Source organism: Rhizobium sp. BK538 (genome assembly GCF_014197575.1).
GTDB lineage: Bacteria > Pseudomonadota > Alphaproteobacteria > Rhizobiales > Rhizobiaceae > Rhizobium.
Genome location: NZ_JACIFT010000010.1, coordinates 149,592 through 168,975, shown reverse-complemented (window position 1 = coordinate 168,975; position 19,384 = coordinate 149,592). Strand labels below are relative to the sequence as shown.

Genomic DNA, 19,384 nt, shown 5'->3' with positions numbered 1-19,384 from the left:
TGCATACCGGATGGCCCGGCATGCCTGTCATGGATGGGCTTAGCCCAAAGCGGCCCGGGCGACCGGGGCGAGATGCGGCCAGACCTCGAGCGAGCCGCGATAGATCATGCTCAGCGCCACGTAGACGATGATGGCCAGACCGAGGTACGCGATCCAGTGGTAGCGGTTGAGCAGGCGCGCGATGAAGTTCGCCGCGATGCCCATCATGGCGATCGACAGGATCAGGCCGATCACAAGGACCGTCGGATGCTCGCGGGCCGCTCCGGCGACGGCGAGGACGTTGTCGAGCGACATAGACACGTCGGCGATCACGATCTGGCTGGCCGCCTGGTAGAAGGTCTTCTTTGGCGCCGCGCCGCCTTCGGCTCCTTCCGCGTCACTGCCGCTGCCGTTGCGCAGGTCGCGCCACATCTTCCAGCAGACCCAGAGCAGGAGAATACCACCGGCAAGCAGCAGGCCGATGATCTCGAGAAGCTGGACCGTGACGCTGGCAAGCGCAATACGCAGTACAGTGGCGGCAAGAATACCGACGAGGATCGCCTTCTTGCGCTGGTCAGTCGGCAGCCCCGCCGCGGCGAGGCCGATGACAACGGCGTTGTCGCCGGCAAGCACGAGGTCGATGAGGATGACCTGCAGAAGCGCCAGCAAGCCGGCAGATGTGAAAATTTCCATGATGTGACAATCCCTGACATACGAAACGCCTGCCGGCGCGCCGCTAACGCATAAATGATCGTGGATCTCCTTATCAAGAGGCTGAGGGACATTGTGGAAAAGTTCTCAGGCCCGTTGATGTTGCGCCCCGTCGATTGAGCACCCTTCATGCATCGTTGTCAGGGCGCTTTCCGGATGCATCGAACTCTTTGTATGGCCCGGGATTGGCCATGACGTTCTGAACGTGCTAGCGAGAGCCGCAAAAGGCCCCAGCACGCATGACGGAGGGGCACAGCAACGCTTTCGGACTCCACGCAGACATGATTCGTATCGAGAATATCAGCAAGCAGAACAGTCACCGGATCCTCTTTATCGAGGCCTCCGCAGCCCTCAACAAAGGCGAGAAGATCGGTCTCGTCGGCCCGAACGGTGCCGGCAAGACGACGCTCTTTCGTATGATCACCGGGCAGGAACAGCCTGACGAAGGCCAGGTCTCCGCAGAAAAGGGCGTGACGATCGGCTATTTCAATCAGGATGTCGGCGAGATGGCTGGCCGCAGCGCCGTGGCCGAGGTCATGGAAGGCGCCGGGCCCGTCAGTGTCGTCGCGGCTGAACTGCGCGCGCTCGAAGCGGAAATGATCGATCCGGACAAGCTCGACGAGATGGACCGGATCATCGAGCGTTACGGCGAAGTCCAGGCGCGCTACGAGGAGTTGGACGGCTATGCGCTCGAGGGCCGTGCGCGCGAAGTGCTGGCTGGTCTCAGCTTCACCCAGGAAATGATGGACGGCGACGTCGGCGCGCTGTCGGGCGGCTGGAAAATGCGCGTGGCGCTCGCCCGCATTCTCCTCATGCGCCCTGACGTCATGCTGCTCGACGAACCGAGCAACCACCTGGACCTCGAGAGCCTGATCTGGCTGGAAGAATTCCTGAAGACCTACGACGGTGCGCTTTTGATGACCTCGCACGATCGCGAGTTCATGAACCGCATCGTCGGCAAGATCATCGAGATCGACGCCGGCTCGTTGAACAGCTACTCCGGTGATTACGGCTTCTACGAGCAGCAGCGGGCGCAGAACGAGAAACAGCAGCAGGCGCAGTTCGAGCGCCAGCAGGCAATGCTGGCCAAGGAAATCAAGTTCATCGAGCGTTTCAAGGCGCGCGCCTCGCATGCATCGCAGGTGCAGAGCCGCGTCAAGAAGCTGGAGAAGATCGACCGTGTCGAGCCGCCGAAGCGCCGCCAGACAGTCGCCTTTGACTTCCTGCCGGCACCACGGTCCGGCGAAGACGTGATCAACCTGAAGAACGTCCACAAGAAGTACGGCAGCCGCACCATCTATGAAGGCCTGGACTTCATGGTCCGCCGCAAGGAGCGTTGGTGCATCATGGGCATCAACGGCGCCGGCAAGTCGACTCTTTTGAAGCTGGTGGCGGGTTCCACCGAACCGGATCAGGGCAGCGTCGCCCTCGGCGCCAGCGTCAAGATGGGCTACTTCGCCCAGCACGCCATGGATCTGCTCGACGGAGATCGAACGGTGCTGGAATGGCTGGAGGATTCTTTCCCCCAAGCTGGGCAGGCACCGCTGAGAGCGCTCGCGGGATGCTTCGGTTTCTCCGGTGACGACGTAGAGAAGAAGTGCAGGGTTTTGTCGGGTGGCGAGAAAGCCCGGCTCGTGATGGCCAAGATGCTCTTCGATCCACCGAACCTGCTGGTGCTGGACGAGCCGACGAACCATCTGGATCTCGACACCAAGGAAATGCTGATCAAGGCGCTGTCGCAATACGAGGGCACCATGCTGTTCGTCTCGCACGACCGGCATTTCCTCGCAGCCCTTTCCAACCGCGTGCTGGAACTGAAGCCCGATGGTATCCACCAATATGGCGGTGGCTACACCGAATACGTTGCCCGCACCGGCCAGGAAGCGCCCGGCCTGCGCAGCTGACGACACCACAACGAATGCCGGTGGCCGGCCCCTGCTAGCGCCTCGCCCCGGGGTGCTCGGGTTCGCCGGGGCGGCCACCTTCAACGTCAGCATTTCGGTGCGGCCAGCAGGCCAGGAAAGGCGCTGAGCCGTGGCCTGAGTTCCGGCTGGCGCCGTGCCGCCTCCGGAGGGCGTCGTTCCGTCCTCGTCGGCTCGCGTGCAAGGTGGGAAATAGCGGTGATAGCGCCTCGGGCTGCATCTGCGCCGCCGTCAGTCTGCCGCGGCATGCCCGGGCGCGACCGCATTCGCTAGCCGCAAGCTGGGTCATCACGCAGTCGCCCGGCCACGCCTTTTCCTGATCGCCGACAAGCCCTTCCTCCCAGTTCATGGCTTCGACAACGGCAAGCACCTCGGCCAGGGGCAGGGCAAGAAGTCTCTTCAGGAACAGGCCGCTTGCCATGCGTTTCCACGCGGGCTTGCCGCCATGTTTTCTCGCGCCAACCACGCTAGCGGTGATGCGCGGCTTTAACGGTTTTTGCGGATAGGTCTTTTCTATGCTCGGCAGTTGGCTCCGCGTGAAATGGCTTACATGGGGTGGAGAAAGACGGTTTGCTCCTTACTTCAGGGAGGAGATGGGAAATGAAGAGCAAAGGGACCCGCGCAATGGCAAAGAACACGATCTGCCTGTGGTACGACAAAGACGCTGAGGCTGCTGCCCGCTTCTACGCTGAAACCTTTCCCGACAGCGCCGTGGGTGCCGTCATTCGTGCACCGGGGGACTATCCGGACGGTAAGCAAGGAGACGTGTTGGTTGTTGAATTCACTGTCGCGGGTATTCCTTGTATCGGCTTGAACGGCGGTTCCACGTTCAAACACAACGAAGCCTTCTCATTTCAGATCGCAACTGACGATCAGGAAGAAACCGACCGCTACTGGAACGCTATTGTCAGCAATGGCGGCCAGGAGAGTGAGTGTGGCTGGTGCAAAGACCGATGGGGTGTGTCCTGGCAGATCACGCCGCGGGTGCTGATGGAAGCGCTTGCGGCAGGCGGGGAGCAAGCAAAGCGCGCTTTCGATGCGATGATGACCATGAGGAAGATCGACGTCGCGGCGATTGAGGCGGCCCGGCGCGGCTAATCCACTGTGTAGTTACGTAGACTTCTGGCTGCTTCGAGACCTCTATGACGGATGCAGAGACGATCATCATCGGCGCCGGACCGGCAGGATTGGCTTGCGCCGTGGCGCTGCATGCGCGTGGACGCTCGTTTGTCGTGCTTGAGAAGGGCGATACGCTCGCCGCCGCCTGGCACCGCCACTATGATCGCCTTCGGCTGCATACCCACAAGATGCACTCGGCCCTGCCGGGAATGCCGATGCCGCGGCGGTTCCCAAAGTATCCGTCGCGGCTGCAGGTTATCGAGTATCTCGAAACCTATAGCTCTTCGAACGACATCGAGGTCAGGTTTGGCGTGCGCGCGACGACGATCCGCAAGGACAAGGCGTGGACCGTGGAGAGTTCCGAGGGGACATTCCAGGCGAGCAACGTCATTGTCGCGACCGGGCTCGCAAACGCGCCGATAAGGCCGACCTGGGAAGGACAGGAGCTGTTTGCGGGCAAGCTTCTCCATTCCTCGGAGTTCAGGAATGCCGCGGCGCTTGCGGCTGAGCGCGTCCTCGTCGTCGGCTTCGGCAATTCGGCCGGCGAGATCGCCCTTGAATGCGCCGAGGCCGGCCTTGATGTCGGGATGTCCGTTCGCGGCCCGATCAATGTCGTGCCGCTTGAACTGTTCGGACTGACGAGCGCCAGCATCGCCATAGCCCAGCGGTTCCTTCCCTATCGCCTGGTCGATGCGGTGAATGCGCCGATCCTGCGCCTGCGGTTCGGCGACCTCGGGAAATTCGGACTGGAAAGGGCAAAACGGGGACCACTGACCGGCATCGTCGAAAGGGGCCGCACACCTCTGATCAACATCGGAACGATCGAGCGCATCCGGTCGGGGGATATCAAGGTGTTCCCCGCAGTGACGAAATCCGAGGAGCGGCGTGTGCATTTCGCGGACGGCCGATCCGGCATGTTCGACGCGATCGTCCTGGCGACCGGCTACCGGGCGGGGCTCGATGCGCTTCTGCCCGATTTCGAAGGGAGATTTGGCGGCGCCGACGGCCCCGCCCGCGGCGAGCTTCATCCGGCAAATGACGGCCTCTACTTTTGCGGCTTCACCGCCGTACCGACCGGCCTGCTCCGGGAAATCGGGCTCGAGGCGGAGAAGATCGCTGCGTCTATCGCCAAAGAGTGATTTGCGACCGTGCAACAGTTTAGGTCCTGTCGCAATCCGACTGGAACTGGCTGTCTCGGCGCAGCGAAGCTGGGTCGCCTTCCGAGACGCCGAGTGCACGTCTTCCAGTTCCCGCGTGGCAGGAGGCAGCGTCTATCCAATGGTCTATTCGACGTGCCTGGATGGGCTGACCCAATCGCGCACCAAAGAGCTGAAGGCCTATCTAAATGCGAGGAAGGCGACATGAGTTGCCCGGTTCCGGCTGCGGACTGACTTAACCGCTTCTATCACCCCTACGGCTGAAGCATTGGCGCATGATCGGGCGGAACGATTGGCGTTTGCCGGCGTCCTAAGCGCGCCTATGGCAAAGGGCAGCGGTACTTGCCTTCGACCAGCGTCATCATCAGGTCGTCGCCCGCGGCATCGCGGACACCCGGGTTCTCCTCAAGGAATGTGCACAGCATGTCGCTTATGGCTGCGGCCGTGGTCCCAACCGGAATACAGAAATTCGCACCGACGGAGTTGGCAAAATAAGCGGAGTTCACCATCGCTTTCGATGTGGGAACGGCATCCACGAAGTTACGGCCGGCCAAGTAATCGTCCCTGTTCCACTTGTCCATCCAGCCGCTGACGTAGCCCGCGACGAACTGGCGCGAGCCTCTGCAATCAGAGAGAAGAACATCGCCATTGGAAAAGCCAGACGGCACTTTCGCCGAAACCGTTGCCAGTATGATCGCGGTCAGGATACCAGACATTGCGCCTCGGTCGTCGTTTGGCGAAGGGAGCTTTGGCTGGGATCGTGTCGAAAATTAGCCTGGCGTGTCGTTCTGTGGCGCTGCAATCAAAAATAGCGATCGCACAGGGAGAGGCAGCTCACGCCGCCTCCTTCTCCTTCGCATAAGGGTCGAAGCGGCCGTAGAAGGTCTCGCCCTTGGCGGCCATGTCCTTCAGCAGCGCCGTCGGCTTGAAGTGTGCGCCGTAAGTTGCCGCAAGTTTCTCGCAAAGTTCCACGAAGGCCTTCACGCCCATGCCGTCGATGTAGGAGAGCACGCCACCGGTGTAGGGGGCGAAGCCGAAACCGAGGATGGAGCCGACGTCGGCTTCGCGCGGATCGGTGACGATGTCTTCCTCGATGGTGCGCGCTGCTTCCAGCGCGATGGTGACGAGGAAACGCTGCTTCAGCACGTCGACATCGACCTCTTCCGCCTTCTTCTGCGGGTAGAAAGTCCTCAGCTCCGGCCAAAGCGACTTCTTGGCCGGTTTCGCCGGATAGTCGTAGAAGCCCTTGCCGTTCTTGCGGCCGCGGCGGTCGAGTTCGTCGACCATCTTGTTGACCAGTGCCATGTGCTTCGGATCGACGGCGGCCTCGCCGAGATCGGCAGCGGTGGCCTTGAGGATCTTCTGCGAGAGATCGATCGCGACCTCGTCGTTCAGCGACAGCGGACCGACCGGCATGCCGGCCATCTTGGCGGCATTCTCGATCATGACGGGCGGGACGCCCTCGATCAGCATGTCGTAGGCTTCGTGAATGTAGCGGAAGACGCAGCGGTTGACGAAGAAGCCGCGCGTGTCGTTGACGACGATAGGCGTCTTCTTGATGGCGGCGACGTAATCGAGCGCAACGGCGAGCGCCTTGTCGCCGGTCTGCTTGCCGAGGATCACTTCCGTCAGCATCATCTTCTCGACCGGCGAGAAGAAATGCACGCCGATGAAATCGAGCGGACGCTTGGAGTTCTTGGCAAGGCCGGTGATCGGCAGCGTCGAAGTGTTGGAGGCAAAGATGGCGCCTTCCGGCAGCACTGCCTCGACGGCCTCGATTACGGCCTTCTTGACCTCGCGATCCTCGAAGACGGCTTCGATGACGAGATCGGCATCCTTCAGATCGGCATAGTCTGCGGAGGGGACGACGCGCGCCAGCAGCGCCGCGCCCTCGTCCTGCGTAAGGCGTCCCTTACCGATTGCATCCTTTACCAGGCCTTCACCGACACCCTTGCCCTTGGTCGCCGCTTCCATGTCGCGGTCGATAAGGGTGACGGGGATGCCGGCGGAGGCGGTCACATAGGCGATCGAGGCTCCCATGAAACCGGCGCCGACGACACCCACCTTCTTCAGCTCCGTCTTTGCAACACCGGCGGGGCGGCGGGCCCCTTTGCCGAGCTCCTGCATGGAGATGAAGAGCGAACGGATCATCGAGAAGGCTTCGTTGGTCTGCAGGATCTCGGTGAAATAGCGCTGCTCGATCTTAAGACCGGTGTCGAAGGGCACCTGCAGGCCTTCATAGACGCATTTCAGGATGGCGAGTGCTGCCGGATAGTTGCCTGATGTCTCGCGGCGCAGGATAGCCGGAGCTGCCGGCCAGAGCTGGGCCGCGGCCGGCGTCCAGATGCCGCCGCCTGGCGCCTTGAAGCCCTTTTCGTCCCAGGGGGCGACCGGCTTCAAGCCATCCTTGATCATCTGTTTCGCGGACGGGATCAGCTGATCCGGCTCGACCACCTGATGGACGAGGTTCATCGCCTTGGCGCGCGCTGCCGTCAGCGACTGGCCTGTCGTCATCATCTGCAGGGCCGACTGGGCGTCCGCCAGGCGCGAGACGCGCTGCGTACCGCCAGCGCCCGGGAAGATGCCGACCTTGACCTCGGGCAGGGCGATCTTCACCGACTTGGCATTGGAGGCGACGCGGCCATGGCAGGCGAGCGACATCTCGAAGGCGCCGCCCATGCAGGTGCCATTGATCGCCGAGACCCACGGCTTGCCCGAGGTTTCGATCTTGCGGAAGAGGCCGGTCATGCGGCCGACGAGATCGAAGAGTTTCTGCGCGGCGCCATCGGGGTTGGCGGCCTTCTCGTGCTGGTAGAGCGAGAACATCGACTTGATCATCGAGAGGTCCGCGCCGCCTGAGAAGCTCGATTTGCCGGAGGTGATGACCGCGCCCTTGACAGCGCTGTCGGCGACGACCGCATCAACGATGGCGTCCATCTCGTCCATCACCTCCTCGGTGAAGACGTTCATGGATTTGCCAGGCATATCCCAGGTGACAAGGGCAATGCCGTCTGCGTCAGTTTCGACGGTGAAATTCTTGTAGGTCATCGTCTCTCTCCCTTAGACGCGTTCGATGATGGTCGCGGTGCCCATGCCGGCGCCGATGCAGAGCGTGACGAGCGCGGTGTTCAGGTCGCGGCGCTCCAGTTCGTCCAGCACCGTGCCCAGGATCATCGCGCCGGTGGCGCCGAGCGGGTGGCCCATGGCGATCGCGCCGCCGTTGACGTTGATCTTGTCGTGCGGGATCTCGAAGGCTTGGCAGTAGCGCAGCACGACGGCGGCGAAGGCCTCGTTGAGTTCGAAGAGATCGATGTCGGCAAGCGTCATGCCCGTGCGCTTCAGAAGCTTTTCGGTGACGTCGACCGGGCCGGTCAGCATCAGCGCCGGGTCGGAGCCGATATTGGCGAAGGCTTTGATGCGGCCACGGGGCTTCACGCCCATGCTTTCGCCTCCGGCCTTGGAGCCGAGCAGCACGGCGGCCGCGCCGTCGACGATGCCAGAGGAGTTGCCGGCGTGGTGGACGTAATTGAGGCGCTCGATCTCCGGATGGGCCTGGATCGCGACGGCTTCGAAGCCACCCATCTCGCCGGGCATCTGGAAGGAGGGGTTCAGGCTTGCCAGCGCCTGCATGTCGGTGCCGGGACGCATGTGCTCGTCATGGGCAAGGATCGTCAGGCCGTTCTGGTCCTTGACCGGGATGACGGAATTCTTGAAGTAGCCCTTCTCCCAGGCGTTTGCCGCCCGCTTCTGGCTTTCGACCGCGTAAGCGTCGACGTCGTCGCGCGAGAAGCCGTATTTGGTGGCAATCAGGTCGGCCGAGACGCCCTGCGGCATGAAGTAGGCCGGGAAGTTCACCGACGGGTCCATGAACCAGGCGCCGCCCGACATGCCGAGACCGACGCGCGACATGCTTTCGACGCCGCCTGCAATGACGATGTCATCGGCGCCTTGCGCGATCTTCGCCGCGCCGAAGTTCACGGCGTCGAGGCCGGAAGCGCAGAAGCGGGATATCTGCATGCCAGGCGCCTTGGTCGAATAGCCGGCCTCGAAGGCCGCCCCGCGCGGGATGACCGCGCCGGCTTCCATGACAGGATCGACGCAGCCCATGATAATGTCGTCGACCGTTGCTGTATCGAGTCCATTGCGGTCTCGGATCGCTTCCAGCGTCTTGGCGGCAAGGCGCACCGACGGCACCTCGTGCAGCGAACCGTCCTTTTTGCCGCGGCCGCGTGGCGTGCGCACGTGGTCGTAAATGAAAACCTTGGTCATTGTCTCATCTCCCTATCGGCGTCGGGCGCCGTTGAACTCAAAAAGCCTCGGCGGCCAAGGTCATCATCGTTTCTGCGCCGGTCTCGATGCGGGCCTTGCGCAGCGCCGTTTCCGGCATGATCCGCTCCATGAAGAAACGGGCCGTGACGAGCTTGTTGCGAAGGTAGCTTTCGCGGGCGTCGTCGCCGCTTGCAAGGCCATCCTCGGCAGCCTTTGCCATCTTCGCCCACATATAGCCAAGGACGACGAGACCGAAGAGGTGCATGTAGTCGGTCGAGCCCGCGCCGGCATTGTCGGGCTTGGCCATGGCGTGCTGCATGAACCACATGGTCGCCGACTGCACGTCGTTCAACCCCTTCTTCAGGTTCTTGGTGAAGAACGTCATCTTCTCGTCGTCGCGGTTCTCTTCACAGAAATCGCCGATCTCCTTGAAGAGCGCCATGACGGCGCGGCCGCCGTTCAAGCCGAGCTTACGGCCCACCAGATCGAGCGCCTGGATGCCGTTGGCGCCTTCGTAGATCATGGCGATGCGGGCATCGCGCACATACTGGCTCATGCCGTGCTCTTCGATGTAGCCGTGGCCGCCGAACACCTGCTGGGCCATGACGGCGTGGTCGAAGCCCTTGTCGGTCAGGACGCCCTTGAGGATCGGGGTGACGAGACCCAGAATGTCATCGGCAGTCTGGCGCTCCTTCTCGTCCGCCGAGCGGTGGGCGATGTCGGATTTCAGCGCCGTCCAGAGCAGGAAGGCGCGGCCTGCCTCGTTGAAGGCGCGGATCGTCATCAGCGAACGGCGAATGTCGGGATGCACGATGATCGGGTCAGCCTTTTTATCAGGCGCCTTCGGGCCGGAGAGCGAGCGGCCCTGGATGCGCTCGCGGGCATAGTTGACGGCGTTCTGATAGGCGATTTCGGCGATCGCCAGACCCTGTAGACCGACGCCGAGGCGGGCTTCGTTCATCATCACGAACATGGCGTTGAGGCCCTTGTTCTCCGCGCCGATGAGGAAACCGGTCGCCTCGTCATAGTTCATGACACAGGTGGCGTTGCCATGAATGCCCATCTTGTGCTCGATCGCGCCGCAGGAGACCTGATTGCGCTCGCCCGGTGTGCCATCCGATTTGACGAGATGCTTCGGCACGATGAACAGCGAAATGCCCTTGGTGCCATCAGGCGCGCCTTCGATGCGCGCCAGCACCAGATGCACGATGTTGCCGGTCATGTCGTGCTCGCCGGCGGAGATGAAGATCTTCTGGCCCGAGATCTTGTAGCTGCCGTCACCTTGAGGCACGGCCTTGGTGCGCAGGAGGCCGAGATCGGTCCCGCAATGCGGCTCGGTAAGGTTCATGGTGCCGGACCATTCGCCGGAGACCATCTTCGGCAGATAGGTCTGCTTTTGCTCGTCCGAGCCGTGGACGACAATTGCGGCGATCGCGCCCTGGGTCAGCCCCGGATACATCATCAGCGACATGTTGGCGGCCGACGTATATTCACCGACGGCGGCGTGCAACGTATAGGGGAGGCCCTGGCCGCCGAATTCCTCGGGGACCGCAAGTCCCGTCCAGCCGCCCTGGCAGTAGGCGTCGTAGCCTTCCTTGAAGCCTTTGGGCACGGAGACGGAACCGTCTTCGCGGCGGACGCAGCCTTCCTGGTCGCCGGAATAGTTCAGCGGGAAGAGCACTTCTTCGGCAATCTTCGCAGCCTCGCCGAGAATCGCCTCGATCATGTCAGGCGTCGCATCGGCAAACCCCGGGAGATTGTTGTAGCGTTCCAGGCCGAGCACGTCGTTCAGCACGAAGAGCGTGTCGTTAACCGGGGCCTTGTAGACTGGCATTGTTCGAATTCCTCCAATTCGGCACGCCGGTCGAGGCCGGCATTTGAGAGTCTCTTACAAAATATTGACGTTTGCGTAAACGTCAAATTTCGCAGATCCTCGAATTTGTGATGACACGGTGTCGGGAATGGCGGGCGGGGAACGTCCTAGGGCTGTCGAACATTTCGTCAGAGCACCTACGAGGAGGACAAATCCATGCTCAAGGTCAGTTCGAATCTCTGGTTCGAGAAGGACGTCCAGCAAGCCGTCGAATTCTATGTGGCGACCATTCCCAATTCGTCGATGGGGCGCACCACCATCCTGCCGGCGGAAACGCCGAGCGGCCCTCCGGGCAGCGTCAAGATCATCGACTTCAAGCTCGGGAAGCAGGATTTCGTCGCGATGGAAGCCGGCCCGCTCGACGCCTTCAACCACGCTTTCTCGATCTCGGTCGAATGCGAAACGCAGGCGGAGATCGACCGGATATGGAACGCCTTCCTGAAAAAAGGCGGCGTCGAAGAGCAGTGCGGCTGGCTGAAGGATCGCTGGGGCCTTTCCTGGCAGATCGTTCCGCGGGCGCTGATCGAGATGATCGCTGATCCGGATCGGGAGCGCGCCAAGCGCGTCACCGAGGTCATGCTCGGCATGGTGAAACTCGATATCGCGAAGCTCGAACAAGCCTATCGGTAAGACGCGGGTCGCGAGCTGAAAGGCAAATGCGCGGTCACCGCTCTGTCATTCTAGCAATCACCCGCCCTCGTCCTTCGAGGCTCCTGCGGAGCACCTCAGGATGAGGGCTGGTCGTTGGCGCGCCTTTTGAGGGATTAAGGCCGGTCGTTAGTGCGGCGTCAAAAGTCGCCGACGATTTCCTTGCTCTGGGCGTACCGTCTCCAATCCTGCGCCACCGCTGCTCCGCCCTGATCCTGAGGTGCTCCGAAGGAGCCTCGATGGATCAGGGTGGCCACCGGCCTCCTCGCCACGCAACAGCCACGCAACCGGGTTGCGTCCGAACGAAGACGCGCTAGACTTCGCGGGCAGACCGAGGAAAGAGCTTGGAGGAGCGATTTTATGAGACGGATGTGGCCGGAAGAGTTCAATTCCATCCTGGACGGAGCCGAGGAAGTCACGCTGGAGCTGCCGGCGGTGGAGCATGAGGACGGCACGCACAGCGAAGCGGTCAGCCGCAAGGCACTGAAAGTCCGCATTTCAATGGATGACTATGAGCGCATCTGGCCGCTGGCCGAAATGCGCTTCCGGCTCGACGGCAAGAGGGCCGGCAAGGCGATCACGCTGATCACCACCAGTCCGCACTACCATCGCTGGCACCCTGCCGATGGCGGCAGCGTCGACAATATTTCCGACAGCGGCCGCCACTACACGACGAAATACATCGTCGCGCATTTCCTGCTCGACGATGTGAGGGAAACGGCGGCCGCCTAAGCCGCCGTTAAATTCACGCCGCGTCCAGCGCCTGTTGCAGATCGGCGACGAGATCGTCCGGATGCTCGATGCCGATCGACAGGCGGATGGTTGATTCCAGGACACCGATCCGTTGGCGGACCTCGGCCGGCACGCCGGAATGGGTCATCGTTGCCGGATGGCTGGCGAGCGATTCCGTGCCGCCCAGGCTGACCGCCAGCTTGAATATCTGCAGGGCGTTCAGGAACTTGAAGGATGCCGGCTGGCCGCCCTTGATGTCGAAGGAGAAGGTCGATCCCGCACCGCTGCACTGCGCCGCGAAGGTGCGCCCAACTGGCGAACTGGCGTCGTGATAGGGCAAATAGTGAATCCCGTCGACCTTCGGATGCTCGCGCAGGAAGTCGGCAACGACGCGGGCATTGTTGTTGGCCCGCTCCATACGAATCTGCAGCGTTTCCAGCGAACGGCCGAGCATCCAGCAGGAGTGCGGATCAAGCTGCGTGCCGATGGCGCCGCGCAACGCCTTGACCTGCTTCATGACGGCCTTCGGGCCGAGCGCCGCGCCGGCGATCAGATCCGAATGGCCGCCGACATATTTGGTCAGCGAATAGAGCGAGATATCGGCGCCGTGTTCGATCGGCCGCTGGAAGACAGGGCCAAGCAGTGTGTTATCACAGGCGACGATCGGCGTGTGGCCCTGTTTTCTGCCGATCGCGTCGGCGACACGGCGGATCATCGCGACCTCGACGAGGCTGTTCGTCGGATTGGCAGGCGTCTCGACGAGGATCACCGACACCCGGCCCTTGGCCATGGCGTCTTCGGCGGCGGCCTGAACCGACGCTTCGCTGACGCCATCGGCGAAGCCGACAGCCGCGACGCCGAGGTTGAGGAACGTCTTTGCCAGCAGCGTCTCGGTTCCGCCGTAGAGTGGCTGGGAATGCAGGATGGCGTCGCCCGGGCGCACGAAGGCAAGCAGCGTCGTCGCGATGGCCGACATGCCGGATGAGAAGAGCGCGCAACTTTCTGTACGCTCATAGACGGCAAGCCGGTCTTCGACGATTTCGCTGTTGGGATGATTGAATCGGGAATAGACGAGCCCCGCACCCTTGCCGGCAGGTGGCTCCTTGCGGCCGGATACGAAATCGAAGAAATCCCGGCCATCCTCGGCGGATTTGAAGACGAATGTCGATGTCAGGAACACCGGCGGCTTCACCGCCCCTTCCGACAGTTCCGGGTCGTAGCCATAGTTCAGCATCTGCGTTTCGGGATGCAGGGCGTGGTTGCCGATATGAGTCTTGGAAGGGTGTGGTGCGGTCATTGTCGTCTCCTCAAGAGATGCGCGTGATGCTCGCAAATTATATCAGAACGCGAGGACTGTTCTTGCTATTTGCAGCGCACCTGTGCTCTATGATGCAACTTATTGCGGAGAATGAAGAGTTGTGACGCAGAAAATTGCTGACGATATGGACCGGAAGATCCTTAGGGAATTGATGGGCGATGCCCGCCTTCCAAACAACGAGCTCGCCGAGCGTGTCGGGCTCTCCGCATCCGCCTGCCTTCGTCGCCTACGCCGGCTGGAGGACGCGGCGATCATCCAGGGTTACACGACGCTCGTCGATCCAGCCGTCGACGGCTGGACGATGACGGCACTGGCTTCCGTCAGGCTCAGCCGCCAGCACGAGGACGAGATTGAGATGTTCGAGAGCGCCGTTCGCGGATGGGACGAGGTGCTCGAGTGCCATCTGGTCACCGGATCGCGTGACTATGTGCTGAAGGTGATGAGTTCGGGGCTCGAGGATTATGAGCGTTTCATCAAGGAAAAGATTGCCCGGCTGAAATGCGTCGATAGTATCGAGACCAGCTTCGTGATGAATACGATCAAGGCGCGGCGGGTGTAAAATCCGCTGGCGAGCTTGATGCCGTGTTCTGCGGTTTGGATTTCGGCGATATCGATCCGGAGGACGACAGGCATGACTGAGTTTCCTTACAGCTCGGCTCTCATCGTCGGTGCAGGGCCAGGCCTCAGTGCCTCGCTTGCGCGCCAACTGACGGCGCGTGGCGTCAAGGTCGCGCTGGCAGCGCGCAACATCGACAAGCTGAACGAACTGGCCGGTGAGACCGGCGCAAGGACCTTTGCCACGGACGCCGCGCAGCCGGCTTCCGTCGCAGCACTCTTTGACGACGCCGCGGCTGCGATTGGCGATCCTGAGGTCGTCGTCTACAACGCCAGCGGCCGCCTGCGCGGTCCTTTGACCGAGCTCGACCCGGTTGCTGTCGAACAGGCAATTGCAATCAGCGCCTATGGCGGCTTTCTGGTCAGCCAGCAGGCTGCAAAGCGCATGATCCCGCATGGGCATGGCGCGATCCTGTTTACCGGGGCGACGGCGAGCATCAAGGGATATGCCCAGTCCGCCGCGTTTGCCATGGGCAAGTTCGCGCTTCGCGGCCTTGCCCAGAGCGCTGCCCGCGAGCTGGGGCCGAAGGGAATTCACGTCGCCCACTTCATCATCGACGGCGCCATCCGTTCAAGGATGCGTCAGGAAGACCCGGCCAAGCCGGATGCGACGCTCGATCCCGATGCCATTGCGCAAAGCTACATCGATGTCCTGTTGCAGCATAGGAGCGCATGGTCGCAGGAAATCGAGTTGCGGCCATGGACGGAATCGTTCTGATATCGGACTAACATGGCTTTGCCGCCTACGATTGCACGCGAAGCGATGTCGGCCGGTTTCAGCACGGAAACCGGCTCAAAATCCTGAAAAGTTAAAAAAATCTCGCGCTGGTTAACGGGTTGTTTACCACGTTTCGTGAAAGGTGCGGTCTGAGCATTGGCGACCTGCATTCCTTTTTCCAGTCTCGCGTTCCATGGAATGCCGCTACGCCGTACAGGTTGCGGAAAGTCTAATTGATTATCCCTTCATGAATGGTGCTCTCGTCCGCATTCCGGTGCGGCGCTGACGGAAAAGCCAATGATCGGCCCTGACGAGGGTTCGGACAGACGAAGCGAGCAAGAAGATGAACGGATCGCGATCAAATTCCCCACGGCATTCCGACAGGGCGTCGCTCGATGCGCTGAACCGCACCATCGAAGGCCTGGAGGCGAGGATCGAGGGGCTGATCGGCACTGGTGCTCGCGACCAGCGCCAGCGTCCAGCGGCGCCGGAGCGCGAGAGCTACGCCGATCTTTATGCCGCCCGCGCGCCTTATGCCGCCGAAGCGCGGCCGGATCCCTTCGCTGAAATTCGCCAGCGCCAGCGCATTCTGGAGGCAAGCCGCGAACGCCCGACGGTGCGCGAGCCCGCACCGTACACGCGGGAGCCGTCGGCCTCTCCGCGTGCGCCGCTCCCGGTTGCCGAACGCGCGCCGCGTTCCGCCGCGCCGCAACCGGCCCACCGCGCCGCCGAAGACACCATGACCGAGATCGCGCAGGCGCTCGTCAATCTTCGCCAGGACCTGAAGCGCGACATCTCCGATGGCGTGACGCGCGAAATGAACGCGCTGCGCGAAGAGATCCGCAGCATCAAGGTCGGGGCGGAAGACCGCCGCTTCGCCGATGACATCCGCGCCGACATGAGCCGCCTTGCGAATAGCATCGATCAGCTTGCCGGTCGCTCCACTGCGCCCGAGGCGCAAGGGTTGCGCGGCGAGTTCGAAGAGCTGCGCTCGCTGATGGACGGGCTCGCACGCGAAGATTCAATCCGCCACATGGAAACCCGCTGGGACGGTTTCGAGCACCAGTTGCATGCACTCGACACGGCCGGTCTGCAGGAAGAGCTGGTGGCGCTTGCCTACCGGCTCGATGATATCAAGCGCCATATCGGCGGCATGGGCGAAAGCCCCGCCGTTCGCGCGCTGGAAGACAAGCTTATCTCCATCGCAACGGCGATGGAGCAGTTCGGCAGCATGATCCAGCCGCACGATCGGGCGATGGCCGAGCAGTTTGCAGCGGTCGATGGCCGGCTCGATGAAATCAGCCGCGCCATCGCGGCAACCGGTCGCGCCGCCGGCAGCGGCGATCCGGCCATGATGCATCGCCTCGAAGGCCGCCTGAACGCCCTGGGCGAACAGATCGATATGATGGGTCATAGCGTCGCGAGCCGCGCGGCGCCGGCCGATGGCCTGGCCGATCGGCTTGAAACCCTGACGCTGCGCGTCGAGGAACTCGCCAATGCCGAGGCGACCTCGCGCCTCGACGAGCGCCTGGAGCACCTGTCCTACCTGCTCGAGCAGAGCCACAAGGCTGCACCGCAGCCGGAGCTGACGGGTGCGCTTGCCGACATCTCGCGTAAGATCGATGCGCTCGAGGTTGGCTCGGTCAACGACGCGCTCGCGCAGCGCCTGGACTATCTTGCGCGCCGTATTGACGAAATGGATTTCCAGCCGCTCCAGCCTGTCGCCGCTCCGGTGGACGACAGCGCGTTCCGCCGCATCGAAAGCAGGCTCAGCGACATCGTCGCGCGCCTGGAGGAAAGCACCGCTGCACCGGCGGCCGATCCATATGCGCTGAAGAATCTTGAGGACCAGATCGCAAACCTGTCGGCGCTGATGAGCGAGCCGCGGCCCGCGGCCGAGCTGCCGGCGGATTTCGACCGCCGCATGGGCGCGATCGAAGACTATATGGCGACTAGCGACGAATATATCATCGAGGCTGCCCGCCAGGCGGCCGAAGCGGTGGTCGAGGCCTATGCGAGAAGCGGCGCCCTGCAAGGCGGCGCGCCGGCTGCGGCCGATATGTCGGCGCTCAATGCGCTTGCCGAAGATCTGCGCCAACTCGAGGATCTCAGCCGCAGCAGCGACGAGCGCACGCACAAGACCTTCCAGGCCCTGCACGAAACCCTGGTCCAGATCGCCGAGCGATTGGACATGATGGAAGACCGCGCTATCGCAAGGCCGGCGCTGAGAATGCCTGCCGCCGATGCCGATTTCGCAGTCGATACCTACGCAATAATGCAGGCTGGCGCCGAAGACGCGCAGAAACCGGCGGTGTTCGGAACCCGCGCCCCGGCAAGCCGTCAGCCCGAAGTCGCCGATGAAGCGCCCGCCGTGCCGGTCATGGCTGCAACCGACACCAGTGCGATCGCGATTGAGGCCGCGACCAAGCCGGCATCTTCCACAGGCCCCTCGAAGGGCAGCCTGCTTTCCAGCCTCGGAAAGCGTCTGCTGCCGAGCAAGAAGGCAAAGGCAGAGACCCCTGCCGCTGAACGCACCCTTATTGATCCCGCTCCTTCCATCGATCCCGTCGACGTGATGCCGCCGGAAGCCGCCAACGAGCCACTGGAGCCGGGCTCGGGTGCGCCTGACATCAAGAAGATCCTGGAGCGTGTACGTGCCAGCCAGAACGCTGCGCGGACGAACGTCAAGCCGGCGACTGAAAACGAGCGCGCCGACTATATTGCGGCTGCCCGCCGCGCCGCGCAGGCTGCAGCGCTGGAAACCGAACCGGCCGCCAAGCCCGTCAAGGCCGAGAAGAAGGCAAAGGACAAGGATGCCGTGAAGGGTAGTGCCTTCTCGCGCTTCCGGCGCCCGATCCTGCTTGCCGTCGGCGCCGTGCTGCTGGCGATCATGGCGTTCCCGCTGGCCCGCACGCTGACAAGCGGCCAACCGGCGCCGTCCGCCAAAGTTGCCCTGCTGACGGATTCGTCCAGCAACGCCCTGCCGCCCGACAGCGAAACGGCACCGGACCAGGCCGAAGCGACCGCTCCGGAAGTCCCGGCCGCAGAAGCCCCGGTCCCGCCGCTTGCAAGCGCCGATCCGGTACGCGCGCCGGCAGCACCCGACCATCTGACCGCAACCGCACCGCTGAGCGGCGACGCGGCCACCCCGCTTGCGCCATCCGGCGCTCTGCAGGACGCGTCCGGATTCGTTGCCAAGGACGCGGCCCCGGTCGCCGCAGGGATGGCGGCTGCGCCCGCCGCCCCGGCCGTGGAAACAGCGGGTATTGCTGTTCCCGATGTCGTGCAGCCGAGGTCGCTCGCCGATGCCGCCAAGAACGGCGATGCGCTGGCGCTCTTTGAGATCGGCGCTCGCTATAGCGAAGGCCGCGCCGGCATCGCCGTCGATCCGAAGGAGGCGGCAAATTGGTATCGGCTCGCTGCGGACAAGGGCTTCGCGCCGGCAGAATACCGTCTCGGCAACATTTACGAGAAGGGCACGGGTGTCGATCGCGATGTCGCCAAGGCGAAGCAGTATTACGAGCAGGCGGCAAACCAGGGCAACGCCAGCGCGATGCACAATCTCGCCGTGCTCTATGCCTCCGGCGCGCTGGGCCAGCAGGACTACAAGACGGCTGCGGACTGGTTCGTCAAGGCAGCCAATCTCGGCATCACCGACAGCCAGTTCAATCTGGCGATCCTTTGCGCCCGCGGCAATGGCGTCGCGCAGGATCTGACCGAGTCCTACAGGTGGTTCGCGATTGCCGCCAAGGGCGGCGACAAGGACGCGTCACAGAAACGTGACGAGGTCGCCAACGCAATGAAGCCGGATCAGCTCGAAAAGGCGCGCGCCAAGGCCGACCTTTGGAAGGCTGCACCGCTCGATAGCAAGGCGAATGGCGTGGACGTCCCGGATGAGTGGGTCGGCAATGCCACGAAGACCTCGACCGTCGACATGAAGAAAGCGATCCGCAACATCCAGGCGATCCTCAACAACAACGGTTTCGACGCCGGCCAGCCGGACGGCGAGATGGGCGCGAAGACGGTCGCGGCGATCAAGAACTTCCAGAAATCGATCGGCCAGGAGCCGAGCGGCAAGATCAACGACGTTACGGTGAAGGCGCTGCTGGAGCGCAACAAGGCGCCCGCCGCCACCAAGGTCTGATTACCGCGCCCTCCGATCTCCCGTGCGCTTACGGGAGATCGATCAAAATGCGCGCCATGGTGTGCAGGTCCGTGCAAGCTTCGCCGAGTATTTGTGGGCAGAGCCTGGATTCAGTTCGTGCAGGCTCAGAGGCGGTGCGGTTGTATCTATCGCAGCTCAAGAAGAAATTTCGCATCCGG

15 protein-coding genes are annotated in these 19,384 nt (G+C 62.7%); 9 read left to right on the top strand and 6 right to left on the bottom strand.

Annotated features, from left to right (window positions below; genetic code table 11):
- Positions 1-39 precede the first annotated feature (39 nt).
- Positions 40-672, bottom strand: a complete 633-nt coding sequence (locus tag FHX09_RS14520; protein WP_007796345.1) for a TerC family protein — start codon at positions 670-672, stop codon at positions 40-42.
- 299 nt (positions 673-971) lie between these two features.
- Here FHX09_RS14520 and abc-f point away from each other — a divergent pair, with 299 nt between their 5' ends.
- The 4 genes from abc-f to FHX09_RS30485 all read left to right on the top strand — a co-directional run bounded on the left by abc-f (position 972) and on the right by FHX09_RS30485 (position 5,096).
- On the top strand, positions 972-2,594 hold the full coding sequence (gene abc-f, locus FHX09_RS14515; RefSeq protein WP_037083356.1) for a ribosomal protection-like ABC-F family protein: 1,623 nt from the start codon (positions 972-974) through the stop codon (positions 2,592-2,594).
- 642 nt (positions 2,595-3,236) lie between these two features.
- Positions 3,237-3,710, top strand: a complete 474-nt coding sequence (locus FHX09_RS14510; RefSeq protein WP_037083359.1) for a VOC family protein — start codon at positions 3,237-3,239, stop codon at positions 3,708-3,710.
- Positions 3,711-3,754: 44 nt separating this feature from the next.
- The gene (locus FHX09_RS14505; RefSeq protein WP_132592501.1) at positions 3,755-4,870 is read left to right on the top strand and encodes an NAD(P)/FAD-dependent oxidoreductase; all 1,116 of its coding nucleotides are present in this window, start codon (positions 3,755-3,757) and stop codon (positions 4,868-4,870) included.
- Entirely contained in the window at positions 4,767-5,096 is a 330-nt protein-coding gene (locus FHX09_RS30485) for a lysozyme inhibitor LprI family protein (protein ID WP_348632828.1), read from the top strand. The genes FHX09_RS14505 and FHX09_RS30485 overlap by 104 nt, the downstream gene beginning before the upstream one ends.
- Positions 5,097-5,208: 112 nt before the next feature.
- Here FHX09_RS30485 and FHX09_RS14495 read toward each other — a convergent pair whose 3' ends face one another.
- From FHX09_RS14495 to FHX09_RS14480, 4 genes are all read right to left on the bottom strand, one after another.
- Entirely contained in the window at positions 5,209-5,604 is a 396-nt protein-coding gene (locus FHX09_RS14495) for a Rap1a/Tai family immunity protein (RefSeq protein ID WP_184450263.1), read from the bottom strand.
- A gap of 118 nt (positions 5,605-5,722) precedes the next feature.
- Entirely contained in the window at positions 5,723-7,936 is a 2,214-nt protein-coding gene (locus FHX09_RS14490; RefSeq protein ID WP_184450261.1) for a 3-hydroxyacyl-CoA dehydrogenase NAD-binding domain-containing protein, read from the bottom strand.
- Between the two features lie 12 nt (positions 7,937-7,948).
- Positions 7,949-9,157: an acetyl-CoA C-acetyltransferase gene (locus tag FHX09_RS14485; protein WP_007796359.1), complete on the bottom strand. Its 1,209-nt coding sequence runs from the start codon at positions 9,155-9,157 to the stop codon at positions 7,949-7,951.
- A 37-nt stretch (positions 9,158-9,194) separates the two neighbouring features.
- Positions 9,195-10,991, bottom strand: a complete 1,797-nt coding sequence (locus FHX09_RS14480; protein ID WP_007796360.1) for an acyl-CoA dehydrogenase C-terminal domain-containing protein — start codon at positions 10,989-10,991, stop codon at positions 9,195-9,197.
- 195 nt (positions 10,992-11,186) lie between these two features.
- On the opposite strand from FHX09_RS14480, the gene FHX09_RS14475 reads away from it, so the two are divergent.
- Together FHX09_RS14475 and FHX09_RS14470 are read left to right on the top strand one after the other, a co-directional pair.
- Complete coding sequence (locus FHX09_RS14475; RefSeq protein WP_132592495.1) at positions 11,187-11,660, top strand: VOC family protein; 474 nt, start codon at positions 11,187-11,189, stop codon at positions 11,658-11,660.
- 378 nt (positions 11,661-12,038) lie between these two features.
- A complete protein-coding gene (locus FHX09_RS14470) occupies positions 12,039-12,410 on the top strand; it encodes a hypothetical protein (RefSeq protein WP_007796366.1) in 372 nt (123 codons plus the stop codon).
- A gap of 13 nt (positions 12,411-12,423) precedes the next feature.
- Here FHX09_RS14470 and FHX09_RS14465 read toward each other — a convergent pair whose 3' ends face one another.
- Positions 12,424-13,707: a cystathionine gamma-synthase family protein gene (locus tag FHX09_RS14465; protein ID WP_132592493.1), complete on the bottom strand. Its 1,284-nt coding sequence runs from the start codon at positions 13,705-13,707 to the stop codon at positions 12,424-12,426.
- A gap of 121 nt (positions 13,708-13,828) precedes the next feature.
- Here FHX09_RS14465 and FHX09_RS14460 point away from each other — a divergent pair, with 121 nt between their 5' ends.
- From FHX09_RS14460 to FHX09_RS14450, 3 genes are all read left to right on the top strand, one after another.
- Positions 13,829-14,287 carry an Lrp/AsnC family transcriptional regulator gene (locus tag FHX09_RS14460; RefSeq protein WP_132592491.1) on the top strand — a complete coding sequence of 153 codons (459 nt, stop codon included), beginning with the start codon at positions 13,829-13,831 and terminating at the stop codon, positions 14,285-14,287.
- Positions 14,288-14,359: 72 nt separating this feature from the next.
- Positions 14,360-15,061 carry an SDR family NAD(P)-dependent oxidoreductase gene (locus FHX09_RS14455; protein WP_132592489.1) on the top strand — a complete coding sequence of 234 codons (702 nt, stop codon included), beginning with the start codon at positions 14,360-14,362 and terminating at the stop codon, positions 15,059-15,061.
- Positions 15,062-15,404: 343 nt separating this feature from the next.
- Positions 15,405-19,205 (top strand): peptidoglycan-binding protein, encoded by a 3,801-nt coding sequence (locus FHX09_RS14450; protein WP_184450259.1) that lies wholly within the window; start codon positions 15,405-15,407, stop codon positions 19,203-19,205.
- Positions 19,206-19,384 lie beyond the last annotated feature (179 nt).